At 35.9% G+C, this 15785-nt stretch carries 17 protein-coding genes, 1 riboswitch and 1 other annotated feature; of the genes, 6 read left to right on the plus strand and 11 right to left on the minus strand.

The window, feature by feature from the left end:
- Positions 1–1422: alanine/glycine:cation symporter family protein (locus tag BAU23_RS13370; RefSeq protein ID WP_071734622.1), on the minus strand; the 1422-nt coding region annotated here is incomplete at its 3' end.
- 303 nt (positions 1423–1725) lie between these two features.
- On the opposite strand from BAU23_RS13370, the gene BAU23_RS13375 reads away from it, so the two are divergent.
- The gene (locus tag BAU23_RS13375) at positions 1726–2364 is read left to right on the plus strand and encodes an NAD(P)-dependent oxidoreductase (protein ID WP_071734623.1); all 639 of its coding nucleotides are present in this window, start codon (positions 1726–1728) and stop codon (positions 2362–2364) included.
- Between the two features lie 40 nt (positions 2365–2404).
- Here BAU23_RS13375 and BAU23_RS13380 read toward each other — a convergent pair whose 3' ends face one another.
- From BAU23_RS13380 to BAU23_RS13390, 3 genes are all read right to left on the minus strand, one after another.
- On the minus strand, positions 2405–3343 hold the full coding sequence (locus BAU23_RS13380) for a thioester domain-containing protein (RefSeq protein ID WP_001022612.1): 939 nt from the start codon (positions 3341–3343) through the stop codon (positions 2405–2407).
- A gap of 123 nt (positions 3344–3466) precedes the next feature.
- Positions 3467–4306, minus strand: coding sequence for an aldo/keto reductase (locus BAU23_RS13385; RefSeq protein ID WP_071734624.1), 840 nt, complete (start codon positions 4304–4306; stop codon positions 3467–3469).
- A gap of 20 nt (positions 4307–4326) precedes the next feature.
- Positions 4327–5484: an MFS transporter gene (locus tag BAU23_RS13390; protein WP_208611243.1), complete on the minus strand. Its 1158-nt coding sequence runs from the start codon at positions 5482–5484 to the stop codon at positions 4327–4329.
- A gap of 394 nt (positions 5485–5878) precedes the next feature.
- On the opposite strand from BAU23_RS13390, the gene BAU23_RS13395 reads away from it, so the two are divergent.
- The 3 genes from BAU23_RS13395 to BAU23_RS13405 all read left to right on the plus strand — a co-directional run bounded on the left by BAU23_RS13395 (position 5879) and on the right by BAU23_RS13405 (position 8323).
- Positions 5879–6226, plus strand: a complete 348-nt coding sequence (locus BAU23_RS13395) for a winged helix-turn-helix transcriptional regulator (protein ID WP_000760479.1) — start codon at positions 5879–5881, stop codon at positions 6224–6226.
- A gap of 433 nt (positions 6227–6659) precedes the next feature.
- Positions 6660–7100 carry a DUF1641 domain-containing protein gene (locus BAU23_RS13400; protein WP_001115312.1) on the plus strand — a complete coding sequence of 147 codons (441 nt, stop codon included), beginning with the start codon at positions 6660–6662 and terminating at the stop codon, positions 7098–7100.
- 44 nt (positions 7101–7144) lie between these two features.
- Positions 7145–8323, plus strand: coding sequence for an NAD(P)/FAD-dependent oxidoreductase (locus BAU23_RS13405; RefSeq protein ID WP_000043193.1), 1179 nt, complete (start codon positions 7145–7147; stop codon positions 8321–8323).
- A 196-nt stretch (positions 8324–8519) separates the two neighbouring features.
- Here the strand turns inward: BAU23_RS13405 and tyrS are convergent, their stop codons facing one another.
- The 4 genes from tyrS to BAU23_RS13425 all read right to left on the minus strand — a co-directional run bounded on the left by tyrS (position 8520) and on the right by BAU23_RS13425 (position 13239).
- Positions 8520–9782: a tyrosine--tRNA ligase gene (gene tyrS / locus BAU23_RS13410; protein WP_071734626.1), complete on the minus strand. Its 1263-nt coding sequence runs from the start codon at positions 9780–9782 to the stop codon at positions 8520–8522.
- Between the two features lie 52 nt (positions 9783–9834).
- Positions 9835–10050 (minus strand) — a binding site (T-box leader).
- Positions 10051–10154: 104 nt separating this feature from the next.
- The gene (murB, locus tag BAU23_RS13415) at positions 10155–11072 is read right to left on the minus strand and encodes a UDP-N-acetylmuramate dehydrogenase (RefSeq protein WP_016130820.1); all 918 of its coding nucleotides are present in this window, start codon (positions 11070–11072) and stop codon (positions 10155–10157) included.
- 510 nt (positions 11073–11582) lie between these two features.
- A complete protein-coding gene (locus tag BAU23_RS13420; protein WP_000573656.1) occupies positions 11583–11978 on the minus strand; it encodes an SET domain-containing protein in 396 nt (131 codons plus the stop codon).
- A gap of 202 nt (positions 11979–12180) precedes the next feature.
- Positions 12181–13239 (minus strand): endonuclease/exonuclease/phosphatase family protein, encoded by a 1059-nt coding sequence (locus BAU23_RS13425; RefSeq protein ID WP_071734639.1) that lies wholly within the window; start codon positions 13237–13239, stop codon positions 12181–12183.
- Between the two features lie 298 nt (positions 13240–13537).
- Positions 13538–13597, plus strand: a riboswitch (Fluoride riboswitch).
- Positions 13598–13651: 54 nt separating this feature from the next.
- Between BAU23_RS13425 and crcB (BAU23_RS13430) the strand changes: the two genes are divergently transcribed.
- Positions 13652–14056 (plus strand): fluoride efflux transporter CrcB, encoded by a 405-nt coding sequence (crcB, locus tag BAU23_RS13430; protein WP_071734627.1) that lies wholly within the window; start codon positions 13652–13654, stop codon positions 14054–14056.
- Positions 14053–14409, plus strand: a complete 357-nt coding sequence (gene crcB, locus BAU23_RS13435; protein WP_071734628.1) for a fluoride efflux transporter CrcB — start codon at positions 14053–14055, stop codon at positions 14407–14409. The genes crcB (BAU23_RS13430) and crcB (BAU23_RS13435) overlap by 4 nt, the downstream gene beginning before the upstream one ends.
- 32 nt (positions 14410–14441) lie before the next feature.
- Here the strand turns inward: crcB (BAU23_RS13435) and BAU23_RS13440 are convergent, their stop codons facing one another.
- The 3 genes from BAU23_RS13440 to speG all read right to left on the minus strand — a co-directional run bounded on the left by BAU23_RS13440 (position 14442) and on the right by speG (position 15712).
- Positions 14442–14681, minus strand: a complete 240-nt coding sequence (locus BAU23_RS13440) for a DUF3947 family protein (protein ID WP_071734629.1) — start codon at positions 14679–14681, stop codon at positions 14442–14444.
- 133 nt (positions 14682–14814) lie between these two features.
- Positions 14815–15024: a DUF3955 domain-containing protein gene (locus BAU23_RS13445; protein ID WP_044738054.1), complete on the minus strand. Its 210-nt coding sequence runs from the start codon at positions 15022–15024 to the stop codon at positions 14815–14817.
- A 172-nt stretch (positions 15025–15196) separates the two neighbouring features.
- A complete protein-coding gene (speG, locus tag BAU23_RS13450; RefSeq protein WP_000076836.1) occupies positions 15197–15712 on the minus strand; it encodes a spermidine N1-acetyltransferase in 516 nt (171 codons plus the stop codon).
- Positions 15713–15785 lie beyond the last annotated feature (73 nt).

Consider the following 15785-nt stretch of genomic DNA (forward strand, 5'->3'; position numbering starts at 1 on the left):
TTTTTCTTTATCAGTTACCGCCGGCTTATCCCAACACTCTGTGTTCATTAAACCAGGGATAGAATCTGCACTGAAGACTGGATCTTTTCCTTGTTTCTTTTGTTTCACATAGTCCGCTAATGCTGCATACGCAAATCGTCCAAGAAGTGTAATCGCAATTAAGTTTGTAATTACCATTAGACCCATAAATAAATCTGCCATATTCCATACAACTTGAAGCGTCGCAACAGAACCGAATAATACCATTCCCACTACCGCAATACGGTAAATTGTTAACCAAGTTTTACTTTGTTTAATAAATTCAATATTCGTTTCACCATAATAATAGTTTCCTAGAAGTGAACTAAATGCAAATAAGAAAATAATAATCGCTAGGAAGCTACTTGCCCATGGGCCGATTTGTGAACTTAATGCGTTTTGCGTTAGTTCAATACCTTCTAAATTTGTTGCTTTATATGCACCAGAACATAGTACGATAAACGCCGTTGATGTACATACTAAGAATGTATCTACTAACACTCCAATTGTTTGAATAAATCCTTGTTTAGCTGGATGTGTTACATCCGCTGTTGCAGCCGCATTCGGTGCACTACCCATACCTGCTTCATTCGCAAATAATCCGCGCTGAATACCAAACTTCATTGCAGCACCAATACCGCCACCTACAGCTGAATCTAACCCAAATGCACCTTTAAAGATTTCTGTGAAAACATCCGGTATTAAATAGAAGTTTTTAATAACAACGAAAACAGCTACTGCAATATAAATAATTGCCATCGGCGGAACAATCATTTCTGACATACGCGCAATACTTTTCACACCGCCAAAAATAATAATCGCAACTAATGCTGCAAGTACAATCCCTACAACATAACGCTCAATGCCAAAAGCATTTTTAAATGCTAATGTCACTGTATTTGCTTGTACTGAGTTGAAAATTAAACCGTAACTAATTGTAATAAGGATAGAGAACCAAATTCCCATCCAACGTTTATTTAAACCTTTTTCCATATAATAAGCAGGACCACCACGGAAGCCGCTGCCATCTTTTATTTTATAAATTTGCGCAAGCGTACTTTCTACGAAACTTGAAGACGCCCCAATAATCGCAATAACCCACATCCAAAATACAGCTCCTGGTCCTCCCATAGAAATAGCTAGCGCTACACCAGCTAAGTTCCCGATTCCAATACGAGCTGCTGAACTCATACAAAATGCTTGGAATGATGATACACTGCCTTTTTTACGCGTCTTTCCAGTTAATCCATCACTCATTAATCGAATCATTTCCCCTAAATGAGTAAGTTGTACGAATTTCAATTTAATAGAAAAATAAAGCCCTAAACCAATTAACATTGCAATAAGAATATATGACCAAAGAATTGTATTCGTTGATGAAACGAATTGTTCTAACATATTCATACAATTAACCCCTCCTTTTCTCCATAAATCGAATTATATTCAAAATATATTCAAAAATCAACATCTTTCGACACTTTACGACTTCCAAATATTAGGTTCATAAAACGAACCCAATGTTCTTTTATGACTTCACATTCACTAGTTGCGCATACTAAAACAAAAAATAATTCTCTAAACAACACCATTGACAAAATCACAAACCTGTAACTATAATGATTACAACAGGTTGTAACAAACCTAATTACAATACATTCATTTACTTTCAGATATACACTTTAACAAAACACTTTGGAGGGATTTATTATGAAAATCGGAATCATCGGAGCAACTGGTAAAGCAGGAAGTCGTATTTTAAAAGAAGCATTAAATCGCGGACATGACGTAACTGCAATCGTAAGAAACGCTGCAAAAATTACAGAAGAAAATGTAAATGTTTTAGAGAAAGATGTATTCTCTCTTACATCTAATGACCTACAAGCATTTGACGTAGTTGTAAATGCATTCGGCGCTCCAGGAGGCGAAGAACACCTTCACGTAGATGCAGGAAACGTACTAATTGAAGCTATGAAAGGTGCACCTAATACTAAATTACTTGTTGTTGGCGGCGCAGGAAGCTTATTTGTAGACGAAGAAAAAACAACACGTGTATTTGATACACCAGGTTTCCCAAATGAATACCTTGCAACAGCTCAAAACCAAGGAAAAAACTTAGAAATCCTGCAACAAACAAACGATATCACTTGGACATTTATCAGTCCTTCTGCACTATTTGCATTAGGAAAACGTACTGGTTCTTATACAGCTGGAAAAGACAACCTTCTTGTTAACGCAAAAGGTGATAGCTACGTAAGCTACGAAGACTTCGCAGTTGCAGCACTTGATGAAATTGAAAATCCAAAACACGTAAATGAACGCTTCACAGTTGTTTCTGAAGCTGAGTAATAGAAAAAGCTCGTAAACATAATGTTTACGAGCTTTTTTATCATCTGTTATATTGATTCGGTTTATGTGGTTCATTTGGTGTATAGGGTTTATTTGGTTTATTATCATGACCATTTGCTTTTTTCCAACTTACCGCCAACTCTGGACTTGTTTTTTCTTCACTACGCTCAAGTAACACAACCGCATTTTGAATCGTTGGTGTTCCTTTATGTGCAATTCCTTGTAACTTCGTTAAATTTCCTGATACTTTAAAGCTAAATCCACCCGCTGGTGTTTGTTTCGGAATTAAAATGCGGAATTTCTCTCCTACATTAAATTCAGTTTTCGCTTCACCTTTTTCATTTACAAATTTCGCGCCTTCTGGAGCACCTGTTGCTTGCACCTTATACGTTCCACTTTTCGCGTTTGTTTCTACTGTATATAATCCTGTTTCAAAGAAATCATTTTTCAATACTGCTTGTTGTTCTTCTGATGGTACTACACTCATCGTAATTTCTTGTAGTTCTTCACTAGCGTTTGCTTTTGCAACGATATCTTTCGTTACTTTTTCTACATTTTTATTACGGAAATCTAAATCGTTAATATCAATTTGTTTTAACGCATTCCACACCGCAAGCTGCGTTGCGTAATGTGCCTCTCTCCAATCGGAAACGCCTAATTCTTGTGGACTCTTCTGCGGATACCCGTTTAATAGTACACGGTATACGTTAATATCTACTTTACCCATTTCAGGTAAGTCTTGACCGCTCGGAGATTTCAAATCTACATTTAAGCAAAATGCAATTTTTCCATCTGCCGTTTTAATAAGCTCTGTTCGAATTGGTTTCTTCTTTGACCTACTATAACTCCAATCCATTTCATACTTTGTATGATCCATAACTTCCGCGAATGCTTTTTGAAGTGGAAATAATAAGTTCGCAAATACAAATAAAACACTCAAAAAAGCGGCCATTAGCTTGAACGATCGTTTTATATTCATGTTTACAACCCCTTATAAAATAACAGATTTAATACTGTTTATTATTTAGTTAGAAACTTTTTTTATGCATAAGCAAAACAAAAAAGAGTGCAAACTGTTTGCACTCTTTCTTCCACTATAAGTTTAGAAATCAAAGTTATCAGGATCTGGACCGACGCGGTGGTCTTGATTTAAAGCATCAATCTTTTCAATGTCTTCTTTTGTTAATTCAAAATCAAATATACTTGCATTCGCAATAATACGATGTTCTTTCGTTGACTTCGGAATTGTTACAACTTCATTTTGAAGATCCCAACGTAAAATGATTTGCGCTGTTGTTTTACCGTACTTATCAGCAACTTCTTGTAATGTTTCATTATCTAACAACTGACCTTGCATAAGTGGTGACCATGCTTCCATTTGAATTCCTTGCTCTTTACAGAAAGCTTGTAATTCTTTTTGTGTTAAACGTGGGTGATATTCTACTTGATTAATCATCGGTTTAATCTCTGCGCCTTCTAGTACATCCTTCAGATGATGGATTTGGAAGTTACTCACGCCAATTGCACGCACACGCTCTTCTTTATAAAGTGTTTCTAACGCTCTCCACGTATCTTTGCATTTCCCTTCAACAGGCCAATGAACAAGATATAAATCTAAATAATCTAGTTCTAACTTCTTTAAACTCTCTTCATATGCAGCAAGTGTTGTTTCATATCCTTGATCTGCATTCCACACTTTTGAAGTAATGAATAAATCTTCTCGAGAGATTCCCGCTTCTTTTATACCAGCGCGAATGCCTTCTCCAACTGCTTTTTCATTCCCATAAATCGCAGCTGTATCGATACTGCGGTATCCTTCTTTAATCGCCACTTTCACAGCCTCTACAAGTTCTGGTCCATCTTCTACTTTAAATACACCTAAACCGAACCAAGGCATTTCCACACCATTATGCAATGTTGTTTTACTTTGTAAATTTTTCATTATATTTTCTCTCCCTTATTTCACTTGATCTTTTTTTCTAATGTCATACTCCACGCTGTTAAAATAACAGCCCCTGCTACCATAATGCCGCCTACCCAAGCTGTATGAATTAATCCTAACGAGTTCGTTACAATACCACCTAAGTAAGCACCAAGAGCAATTCCTGCGTTAAATGCTGCAATGTTAATCGCTGATGCCACATCAACAGCACTTGGAACAAATCTCTCAGCCAATATAACGACATACACTTGTAGCCCTGGAACATTCATAAATGCAAATAATCCCATAAAAATAATTGTGACTAACCCAGCGACTTTAAAAGGTGCTGTAAATGTTAAAACGAATAATACAATCGCTTGAATAAAGAACATGTAAAATAGCGCTCGAATTGGATTATGGTTCGATAATTTTCCGCCGACCATATTCCCAATCGCAATTGCAATCCCGTACACTAATAAAATGACTGTAACGGTACTTGATTTAAATCCCGTTACTTCTTGTAGTAGCGGAGATAAATACGTAAATGTTACGAATGTTCCCCCGTATCCTAATGCAGTAATAATGAAAACAAGTAATAACCTTCCGTTCGTGATCAGTTTAAATTGATCACGAAATGATACGGATGTACCTTTTTTCAAGTTAGACGGAATCAGCATACTATTGGCGATGAAAGCAACAATTCCAATCACAACAATTACCATAAAGGAAGCTCTCCAGCCAAACTGTTGACCAATGAACGTTCCAATCGGTACACCTGTAATCGTCGCAACCGTTAAACCAGTAAACATAAAAGCAATTGCACTAGCTCGTTTATTCTCTGGTACAAGTGCGGCCGCAATTGTAGATCCGATTGACATAAAAACGCCATGTGCGAAAGCAGATACAACCCTAGCGATAAGTAACACAGTAAAACTTGTTGCTACCGCTGCAATCCCATTACCAATAATGAAAATAATCATAATCCACATTAATAATGTCTTTCGCGACATACTAGCTGTTAGCGAAGTTAAGACAGGAGCACCGGATGCTACCCCTAATGCATATAAAGAAACCGTTAAACCCGCTGTTGTAACGGAAACATGTAAATCTTCTGAAATAGATGGTAATAATCCGACGCTAATAAACTCGGTTGTACCAATTCCAAATGCACTAATTGCTAGTGCTAATAACGCAAACATACTTCTTCGATTCGTCTGAACTTCCGAAGATGATACTGTATATGAATTCAATTGAACTCCTCCTTAATACGAGAAATCCAATCATAATAGTATGATAAAAAGGCCTTTTTATCTTCTACAAAAATAATGTTACTGCTGATATATGCTATTATGAATGGCTTCACTCTTTTTTTGAAGAACGCACTTTAAAGTACGATAGGTACCAAAAAGTAACATAGGCACTTTTTAGTACCGTACTACTCATTTCCCTCTTACGTATGCTATTATGAAACATATTCAACACGATAAAAAGTACGTACTTTAAAGTGCTATAGGCACTAAAAAGTAACATTTAACTTATTTAGCTTCTTTCGTTGAAGAACTGAAATTTACATTCATCAAAGGAGATTTTTATATGAAGAAATATAATATTCCTGTCGAGGCGACTTTAGAGGTCATCGGTGGAAAATGGAAAGTCGTTATTCTTTGCCATTTAACGAAAGGTACAAAGAGAACGAGTGAACTAAAACGTTTAATGCCTGGTATTACACAAAAGATGTTAACACAGCAATTACGCGAGTTAGAAGTAGACGGGGTTATTCAAAGAAAAGTATACAATCAAGTACCACCAAAAGTAGAATATTCCCTTACTGACTACGGATGGTCTTTAGAATCAATTCTCGATTCTCTTTGTACTTGGGGCGAATGCCATCTTGAAAAAGGTGGTAACACATCGATGCTAATCACAGAGGATGAACAATAAGAAAAAGGAAAAAATGAACATAAATTTGTCCATTTTTTCCTTTTTCCCTTTATATATATATATACATTTCTAATTTAAGTAAAATAATTTATGCGCTTTCATGCCTTGTCAGTACTAGGTTATACGCTCAATATCAAATAATTAGGAATCATTTTTATGTTAACATACGTGTATATAGTATATAATATAGGATATATATTATATACACTTTCCGATAAAGGACCTTTCCATTATGCGGACAAGCCATGTATCGGACAGTTCATAAATAATAGGTAGGACATTATGGTTTTGGATTTATGATTTCAGCTTACTTGCTATCATAAATTTAAAGGCATTTTATTGTGCTTTGTGAAACTTTGTATAAAGTTTCGCAAACGTTTACTATCTTACCTATCAAAAATAAGAGTATTGCTATCGTAAAGGAGAATTGGAGATGCCAGAAACTATGACTCAAACAAAGCCAGAACAAGAAACTGTACAAATTTCTGCTAGCCAAGGACAACTTGATGTACTTGATCAGTTGTTAAAACCTGAGGTACAAGAATCATTAACTACACTAGTAGAACAGCTTCCAAAATTAACTGAGCTTGTTAATATTTTAACTAAGTCGTATGACTTCGCTCAAACTGTTGCTACTGATGAAGTATTAAAAAGCGACACTGTTAGTGCAATCACAGAGCTTGTAGAACCTGTAAAAGATACAGTGAAAGGCATGGCTGCAACTGCTATCGAAGCGAAAGATCGTGCTGACGAAAGCAACGAAGTTATCGGCCTGTTCGGTCTATTAAAATTACTAAAAGACCCACAAGCACAAAAAATGTTCCGTTTTGTGAACGCATACCTTCAAATTAGTGCAGAACGTAATAATAAATAATTTAATTTATAACAACAATTAGTAAAGACGGGGGATATCATACTATGTCAAAACAAATTGTCATCTTAGGCGCTGGTTATGGCGGTCTTCTTGCCGCTTTAAACGTACGTAAATATTACAGCAAATCAGAAGCACAAGTTACAGTGATTAACCAATACCCAACACACCAAATCATCACTGAACTACACCGCCTTGCAGCTGGTAACGTTGCTGAGCAAGCAATTGCAATGCCACTTACAAAGCTTTTCAAAGGCAAAGACATCGATCTTAAAATCGCAACAGTTGAGTCATTCTCAGTTGATAGCAAAGAAATTAAACTAGCTGGTGGCACTACTTTATCTTACGATGCACTTGTAGTTGCTTTAGGAAGTAAAACTGCTTACTTCGGTATTCCAGGACTAGAAGAAAACAGCATGGTATTAAAATCTGCTGCTGATGCAAACAAAATCTACAAACACGTTGAAGACCGTATTCGTGAATACGCTAAAACGAAAAACGAAGCTGACGCTACAATCGTAATCGGTGGTGGCGGATTAACTGGTGTTGAGCTAGTTGGTGAGCTTGCTGACATTATGCCTAAACTTGCAAAAAGCCACGGCGTAAATCCAAAAGAAGTTAAACTTCTTCTTGTTGAAGCAGGTCCAAAAATCCTTCCAGTATTACCAGACCACTTAATCGAACGTGCAACTACTAGCCTAGAAGCACGCGGTGTTACATTCTTAACAGGTCTTCCTGTAACAAACGTTGCTGGCAATGAAATCGACTTAAAAGACGGTCAAAAACTTGTTGCTAACACATTCGTTTGGACAGGCGGCGTACAAGGTAACCCATTAATCGGTGAATCAGGTCTTGAAGTAAACCGTGGCCGTGCAACAGTTGATGCACACCTACAATCTACTTCTCACAAAGACGTATTCGTTGCTGGAGACAGCGCTGTTGTCTTTGCTGAAGACGGTCGTCCATACCCACCAACTGCACAGATCGCTTGGCAAATGGGTGAGTTAATTGGATACAACTTATACGCAGCACTAGAAGGCAAAGCATTCGAAGAGTTCGCACCTGTAAACTCTGGAACACTTGCTAGTCTAGGACGTAAAGATGCTGTTGCTACAATCGGAGCAAGCAATACTCCACTTAAAGGTCTACCAGCATCATTAATGAAAGAAGCAAGTAACGTTCGCTACTTATCACACATTAAAGGTCTATTCAGCTTAGCTTACTAATCTGAATATAAGCCCGAATCATGCCCTGCATGGTTCGGGCTATTTTTATCCGTAATTTTCTCTAATTTATTTATTCGGCAACAGAATCATATAACCCTCTTTAATTATCAAAATATACTGACTCTTTTATCTCAAAATTGTGTATATGAAAAAAGCGGAAGTAGATATCTTCCCTACTTCCGCTCTTTCACAAAAACTATTCTCCCAATTTCACTAAGCTGTAGTTCTTCTTCCCTTTACGAATAATAATAAATCGTCCATCAAATGAATTTTCTACAGTAACATCCGTAGCTACATCCGTTACTTTTTCACCATTCATAGATATAGCTCCATTATTAATGTCTTCACGTGCTTGTCTTCTAGATGGCTCAATCCCTAAATCAACTAGCCACTCTACGATATTTTTCTTCTCTTTTGAAGACTCAAATGTCGGCATCTCTTTAAAGCCTTGCTCAATTTCATCAGCTGTTAACGATTTAATATCTCCGCTAAATAACGCCGCTGTAATTTTCACAGCTTGCAAAAATGCCTCTTCTCCGTGAACGAATTTCGTCATTTCTTCCGCTAATACTTTTTGTGCTTCACGTTTATGAGGCTCTGTTTCTACCTTCGCTATCAATTCATCAATTCGCTCTTTCTGTAAGAACGTAAAGTATTTCAAGTATTTAATTACATCACGGTCATCTGTATTCACCCAGAACTGGTAAAATTCAAACGGTGTTGTTTTTTCCGGATCAAGCCAAACCGCACCACCTGCTGATTTACCAAACTTCGTACCATCTGATTTTAATAATAATGGAATCGTTAATCCAAATACTTTCGCTTCATGACCTTCTAACTTACGAATTAAATCTAAACCACTCGTAATATTTCCCCATTGGTCACTACCACCAATTTGCAGTTGAACATCTTCTTTTGTGTATAAATGATGGAAATCCATCGCTTGCAAGATTTGGTACGTGAACTCTGTGAAAGAAATTCCAGTGTCCAAACGACTTGCTACAATATCTTTTGCTAACATGCTATTTATGCTAAAGTTTTTGCCGTAATCACGTAAAAATTCGATAATGTTTATCTCATGTGTCCAGTCATAGTTATTTACCATCTTCACTTCGCTATTGCCGCCGAAATCAAATAGCTTTTTCATTTGTGCTGTTAACGCATCCACATTATGCTGGACTACTTCTAACGTTTGCAGTTGACGCTCTGATTGACGTCCACTCGGGTCACCAATTGTTCCTGTTGCCCCGCCAATTAAAATAACAGGATGATGACCAGCTAATTGGAATCTCTTCATCATCATAAACGGAATCAAATGTCCGATATGCATACTATCACCAGTCGGATCCACTCCGCAGTATAGTGAAATCTTTTTCTCTTCTACTAGCTCACGTAAACCTTCTTCGTCCGTTTGTTGATTAATGGCGCCGCGCCATTCTAATTCATCAATGATATTCATCTTTTGTCATCCCCTTTATTTTTTGAAAAACAAAAAGTCCCTATGTCTATGACATAGGGACGATTATTCACCGTGTTACCACCCAGTTTGTATAAATAGCATAGCTATTCATACCACTCTTAGCAATAATATCGATTGCCAATCCGCTTAGCATTACCTAAGATACTCCAGAGTGTAATTCACAAGTTTGTTTGTGCTAGGTTCCAGCACCCCTAGCTCTCTTTGATAACAGTGACAAACTGCTACTGGGCTCTTTCAACGTATATTATTTGTTAAATTATTAGCCATTATATTGAATTGAAAACAAAATGTCAACAATATCCAAATATTATTTCGAAATAATTCATACTTTATACGCTTTTTATTCAAAGATTATTGTAGATCTTCTCCAATAATCCTTACTTCTCGCTCTAATTTCACACCGAATTTCTCTTCAACAGTTTTTTGTACAAAATGAATTAAATCGATATAATCTTGTGCCGTTCCGTTATCAACATTCACCATAAATCCAGCGTGTTTTAAAGAAACCTCCACTCCGCCAATTCGCTTACCTTGCAGTCCTGAGTCTTGAATAAGCTTACCTGCAAAATTATTTGGTGGACGCTTAAATACACTACCACATGAAGGATATTCTAACGGTTGTTTTGATTCACGCTTAAACGTTAAATCATCCATTTTTTCTTTAATTTCTTCACGCACACCTTCTTCAAGTTCAAATCTCGCTTCAAGAATAATGTAATGGTTGTTCGCAAATACACTCTTACGATATCCAAATTCAAATGCTTCTTTCGTTAAAGTACGTAGCTCTCCATCACCTGTCATTACGACAGCTTCTGTTAATACAAACGAGACTTCACCGCCGTAAGCACCAGCATTCATATATAACGCTCCGCCAACTGAACCTGGAATACCACAAGCAAACTCAAGACCCGTTAAATTATGATCTAATGCAATACGTGATACATCAATAATTGCTGCACCACACTGTGCTACAATCGTCGTTCCTGTTACAGTAACACCTGTAATATGAATTAAACTTACTGTGATCCCGCGAAGACCACCATCTTTAATAATAACATTCGATCCGTTTCCTAAAAACGTAACTGGAATATTATATTCGTTAGCATACTTTATCACTTCTTGAATCTCATCATAATTAGTAGGCGCAACAAATACATCTGCTTTCCCACCCACTTTAATGTGCGTATGATCTTTTAGCATTTCATCTTTCTTTACATGACCTTCAGGCAATACCGTACTTAAATATTTATAAACCTCTTGCATATTCATTTTACGATTCCTCTATTTCTATAATCTTTTTATCCCGCTAGCAACGGGCCCATAATATCCCCACATAAAAAATGCAATACAAATCAAAAGCTAAAGTGGTGGATACAGTGTACCTAAAATCAATTCGAGACACCTATAAACCTCTTAAATTATAAGAGGTGCCATTCATATTAAAATATATATCGCATAATAAAGCAACCCAAATGGGCTACTAAACTCGACATGTAACCATATAGACAACAATTTGTAAAATATATAGGTTTTACAAAGCAATATCCTTCAGTATCTTACTATACCACACGAAAAGGAAGTGGTATTTTTTTGTAATCTTTACTTTATTTTCTTCAATAAAAAAAGATGCTCTTACCTACGTAAGAGCATCCCTTTCATTTCTTTTTAACTAATTTTATCTCATCCACCTTCCTTTCACTTATTAGATAATCCGCGATACCTTTTATTTCATACAAAAGAGCACATCCAACAGAATGTGCTCTTTTTATACTCTTTAATTTATTTTTCGTTCTCTTCTTTTTCCTTATCAAACCATAACAGCTCATCATCATCAACTTCACCATTATAATTGATTAGAATCTCTTCTCCCGCTTTTATATCTTTGTAAGCAAAGAAGTTAAACGTATGATTCTCAAAGACAATATCATACGTTGCATTCGGCTTATATGAATGATTAAATAACATGCCGTATCCTAAAAGGAATGCTGTATGATTTACCCCATACTCAAATGCGTAGTCAGCAAGTAACGTTTTCTCAATGTGTTCATGCTGTTCATTCGGATAAGAGATAACTGGTGCTGAGTGTATCAACTCACCCTTTTTAATATCACGAGTTGCAAATACACCTCTATTAAATTCTCCATCACTAAGTTCAGAAGTCTTAACTTCAATCATATGCGTCACCTATATATTTCTTTCTTCGAAGTATTTTTCTCCTTAAGCTTGGCAGAAAACGAAGAGAAAAGCAATTAAATTCCTACCAAGTATAAAAAGAGCACATTATTTGTACTCTTCTTAGGTGATATTATTTTTCTAGAATATCTTATAACGACAACTTCACCTGTTAGAAGATATTCTATGAAGCCCCACGTATCAATTACTTCAATTTAAATACCGCACTAACTGGGTTATGATCACTGTTTTCAAACTTTAAGTCTTTCCCTTGTACATTTACAATTTCAACATTCGGCGAAACGATAAAGCCATCAATAATAGTGACAAAGTTTTCACCTTCCACATATTTCTTCACATCATCCCTTACCGTCATAACAGATGGATCTACAGCCCATTGGAATCCTCCATCGGCGAAGTCCTTCGGTAACTCTACTAGCCATTCAGGACGCTCTTTCACAAACTTAGGATCACTTAGTTGGACATTAGAAAGTAACTGGTTCCAATCTCCACCTAATATTACGTAATCACCGTTTTGATAACACTTGTTCATATATTCTTTTAAATACTCTGCTTGTTGCTTTCTAATTTTACCGCCCTCATCATAAGCAGATAAATGTATGTTTACGAGCCTAACATACTTCCCATTATCAACAGGGATTTTATGTTCAACAATCGCACGATCTAAATCGAATAAACGCTTCGGCCAAGGCTCCATTCCTGGTAGTTGGAACCGCGTTGCTGTTTGAACTGTATATTTAGAAAATGTACTTAATCCACCCTCAGCATATCCCATCGGCTTTGTGACTGGGACAGGAACCCACTTAGTATCGTAGTTCTTCCCAAATGACGAAGCATAATTAGGTAATCCTTTTTTCAAAAACTCATGTTCATTTACATCAAATGATCGGTGGGATTTTATATCAACTTCTTGCAATAACGTAAAATCACTATTCTCATTTTGTAAAAATGAAAGCATCTTCTTTAAGTTTACTTCAGTCTGTTCTTTACTACTCGAACCAGAACCCTTTCCTCCGTCCATAAAGAAGTCTTGTTCCTTATCTAATCCAGCGTACCCAATATTAAATGTTGTAACTTTAAATTCATTTCCTGGCTGCAGTACGCGCTCTTTGTTGTTTTCAACCTTTACGTCTAAAACATTCGCTGGCTGTTCTTTTGTAAGTGTCATATAAGCTAAAAAGCCACCTAGAATACCAGCTATTATTAAAATAAATGTTAATACTATTTTTAAAAATTTCTTCAACATACATGACCCCTTTTTGTTAAATAATATTTTATTTTTCTGTATTTTCAGTCAAATAAAGATAGATTAAAGACACAAGAAATATTTTACCATAAAGAAAACTTGATATCATTATATTTAGCTAATAAATAATCGTTGTATCCCTCATTGCAATTATCTTAAAATTCAATCATAGCATTTAAGAAGGCACGACTGTAACGTAATTACACTTTCGGAGAATATAACAAATCCTACTTTCTGAACTTTTCATTAACATATTTATTGGTAATCCAAAATAATATTTAGTACACTATAAAGTGAACTTATAGGCGATGGAGTTCGCCATAACTGCTATGTAGCTAATGACTCCTACCAGTATGACTACTGGTAGGAGTCTATTTTTTTTGAGTAAACTATTAGAGAGGTGAAGAAATTGAAATATATTATTGTTGGCATAGCCGGTATATTAGGAGCTCTTTCCCGTTATTACTTAGGTTTTACTATCGATACGATTTGGCATCATTCATTACCAATTGCTACATTAACGATTAACTTAATTGGCTGTTTCTTACTCGCTTTGTTGACCACCTATATCGCTCGGTTAAACGTCTTATCTTCTGAAGTTATTACAGGGATTGGAACTGGGTTTATCGGTTCATTTACGACCTTTTCAACATTCAGCGTCGAAACTGTACAGTTAATCAATCACTCACATTTTGGTGTCGCATTTTTATATGTATCATGTAGTATGCTAGGCGGTCTAATGATGTCTTTGCTTGGCTATACACTTGGAGATTTTTTACTACAAAAACACCTTGAGGAAGGTGAACCATCATGATTAATGCTTTATTAGTAGCAACAGGAGGATTCTTCGGTGCTATTACACGGTTTGCAATTAGTAATTGGTTTAAAGAAAGAAATAAAACTTCATTTCCAATTGCTACATTCCTCATTAATATAACGGGAGCATTTTTACTCGGATATATAATTGGAACTGGGATAACTACAAGCTGGAAACTATTATTAGGCACAGGATTTATGGGGGCCTTCACTACATTTTCAACGTTTAAATTAGAATCTGTTCAGCTTTTTAAGAATAAAAAATTCGGCATACTACTTCTATACTTAAGTGCTACTTATATAATCGGTATCACATTCGCATTCCTTGGGGTGAAATTAGGCGGAATATAAAAAAGAAAGCGACGCTTATCATTCGCTTTCTTTCATAAAAAGTATGTTGCCCCATATGGAATTGAAAATAAACCAGCTGGATACACATCATAATGTATACTTTGCACAGGAAGCTGTGAATACGACATATACTGGCTCTGAATCATTTGCGCTACTTGTGCTTGTTGCTGCATTTGAATAGCCTGATGCACTGCCTGAATTGTCATCTGTGCCCCGGCCAATGTAATAGCTGGCCCTACTTGCCTTCCAGTGTAAAAATAATGGTTCATCATTATTCAGCTCACTTTTTATTTTTCTTCCCTATCGTATGTTTCTATTTCATAGTAAGTGTTTTATCCCGATTGGTGAAAGCTAATAATCAGTAGAGAATGAACAAAACCCCCACTGATTAAAGTTTCACTGTATCTATTGCTGTTTCTTCAACTTTGAAGTAATAAATCCAAATAGCGACACACCAATACCACTAAAGAACAGTAAATAACTTATTGGTACTAGGAAAAAGAAAGGTTCTACAAGCAAACCATTTTCCTCCACTTTACTAGTTGCACCATGTATTAATAAACAAGTAACTCCTAACGATATCAGTACGATAGCTACTAAATATTTGTTTTTCATAATATATTCTCCTTTAACTTCACAATTAATTTTTTATATTCCTTCGACTACCATCATAATAAGCCCCGCCACATTATAAATCAACAATTTTTTATTGTTTTACGATAAACAGTTATTGATTTGTATAACAAAAAGGCTATAGACAATCATTGTCTATAGCCTCTTCACTCAATTATTTCACTCTAAAATATTCTTTTTGGAACATACACATTCTTATCGCATTATGGTAGTTGCCATCAACGAAGAACTCATCTTGAAGCTCACCTTCCACTATAAATCCGACTTTTTTATAAACGTGTACAGCTTTTTCATTCTCTTTATCAACAACTAAATATATTTTATGCATATTTAATACGGAAAAAGCGTAATCCATTGCTAAACGCGTTGCATCAGCTGCATAACCGTAACCTTGGTAACTCGGATCAATAATAATTTGGAATTCAGTTCTACGGTGAATATAATCGATTTCTACTAATTCGACCAATCCAACCATCTCACTATTTTTCTCAACAATAAATCGGCGCTCACTTTGATCATGTATATGTTTATCATATAAATCCTGCAGCTCCACAAATGCCTCATACGGCTCTTCAAACCAATACGACATAATATGCGCGTTATTATTAAGTTCGTGTACAAACTTTAAATCTTCTCGTTCTAAAGGACGTAACTTCAATTCTTGACTCATTTCTATAACCTCCAAGTAAAAGAAACCTCTTCACTTAATTTCTCATTTTTTTTCGATTTCAAACGCCCTAGTT

Origin of the sequence: Bacillus nitratireducens, from assembly GCF_001884135.1 — a bacterium.
GTDB classification, from domain to species: Bacteria; Bacillota; Bacilli; order Bacillales; family Bacillaceae_G; genus Bacillus_A; species Bacillus_A nitratireducens.

What these genes read in the sequence shown, in the direction of transcription:
- BAU23_RS13375 (WP_071734623.1), top strand. Translation starts at nt 1,726, where the DNA reads ATGAAAATCGGAATCATCGGAGCAACTGGTAAAGCAGGAAGTCGTATT.
- BAU23_RS13380 (WP_001022612.1), bottom strand. Translation starts at nt 3,343, where the DNA reads ATGAATATAAAACGATCGTTCAAGCTAATGGCCGCTTTTTTGAGTGTT.
- BAU23_RS13385 (WP_071734624.1), bottom strand. Translation starts at nt 4,306, where the DNA reads ATGAAAAATTTACAAAGTAAAACAACATTGCATAATGGTGTGGAAATG.
- BAU23_RS13390 (WP_208611243.1), bottom strand. Translation starts at nt 5,484, where the DNA reads ATGTTTGCGTTATTAGCACTAGCAATTAGTGCATTTGGAATTGGTACA.
- BAU23_RS13395 (WP_000760479.1), top strand. Translation starts at nt 5,879, where the DNA reads ATGAAGAAATATAATATTCCTGTCGAGGCGACTTTAGAGGTCATCGGT.
- BAU23_RS13400 (WP_001115312.1), top strand. Translation starts at nt 6,660, where the DNA reads ATGCCAGAAACTATGACTCAAACAAAGCCAGAACAAGAAACTGTACAA.
- BAU23_RS13405 (WP_000043193.1), top strand. Translation starts at nt 7,145, where the DNA reads ATGTCAAAACAAATTGTCATCTTAGGCGCTGGTTATGGCGGTCTTCTT.
- tyrS (WP_071734626.1), bottom strand. Translation starts at nt 9,782, where the DNA reads ATGAATATCATTGATGAATTAGAATGGCGCGGCGCCATTAATCAACAA.
- murB (WP_016130820.1), bottom strand. Translation starts at nt 11,072, where the DNA reads ATGAATATGCAAGAGGTTTATAAATATTTAAGTACGGTATTGCCTGAA.
- BAU23_RS13420 (WP_000573656.1), bottom strand. Translation starts at nt 11,978, where the DNA reads ATGATTGAAGTTAAGACTTCTGAACTTAGTGATGGAGAATTTAATAGA.
- crcB (WP_071734628.1), top strand. Translation starts at nt 14,053, where the DNA reads ATGATTAATGCTTTATTAGTAGCAACAGGAGGATTCTTCGGTGCTATT.
- BAU23_RS13440 (WP_071734629.1), bottom strand. Translation starts at nt 14,681, where the DNA reads ATGATGAACCATTATTTTTACACTGGAAGGCAAGTAGGGCCAGCTATT.
- BAU23_RS13445 (WP_044738054.1), bottom strand. Translation starts at nt 15,024, where the DNA reads ATGAAAAACAAATATTTAGTAGCTATCGTACTGATATCGTTAGGAGTT.
- speG (WP_000076836.1), bottom strand. Translation starts at nt 15,712, where the DNA reads ATGAGTCAAGAATTGAAGTTACGTCCTTTAGAACGAGAAGATTTAAAG.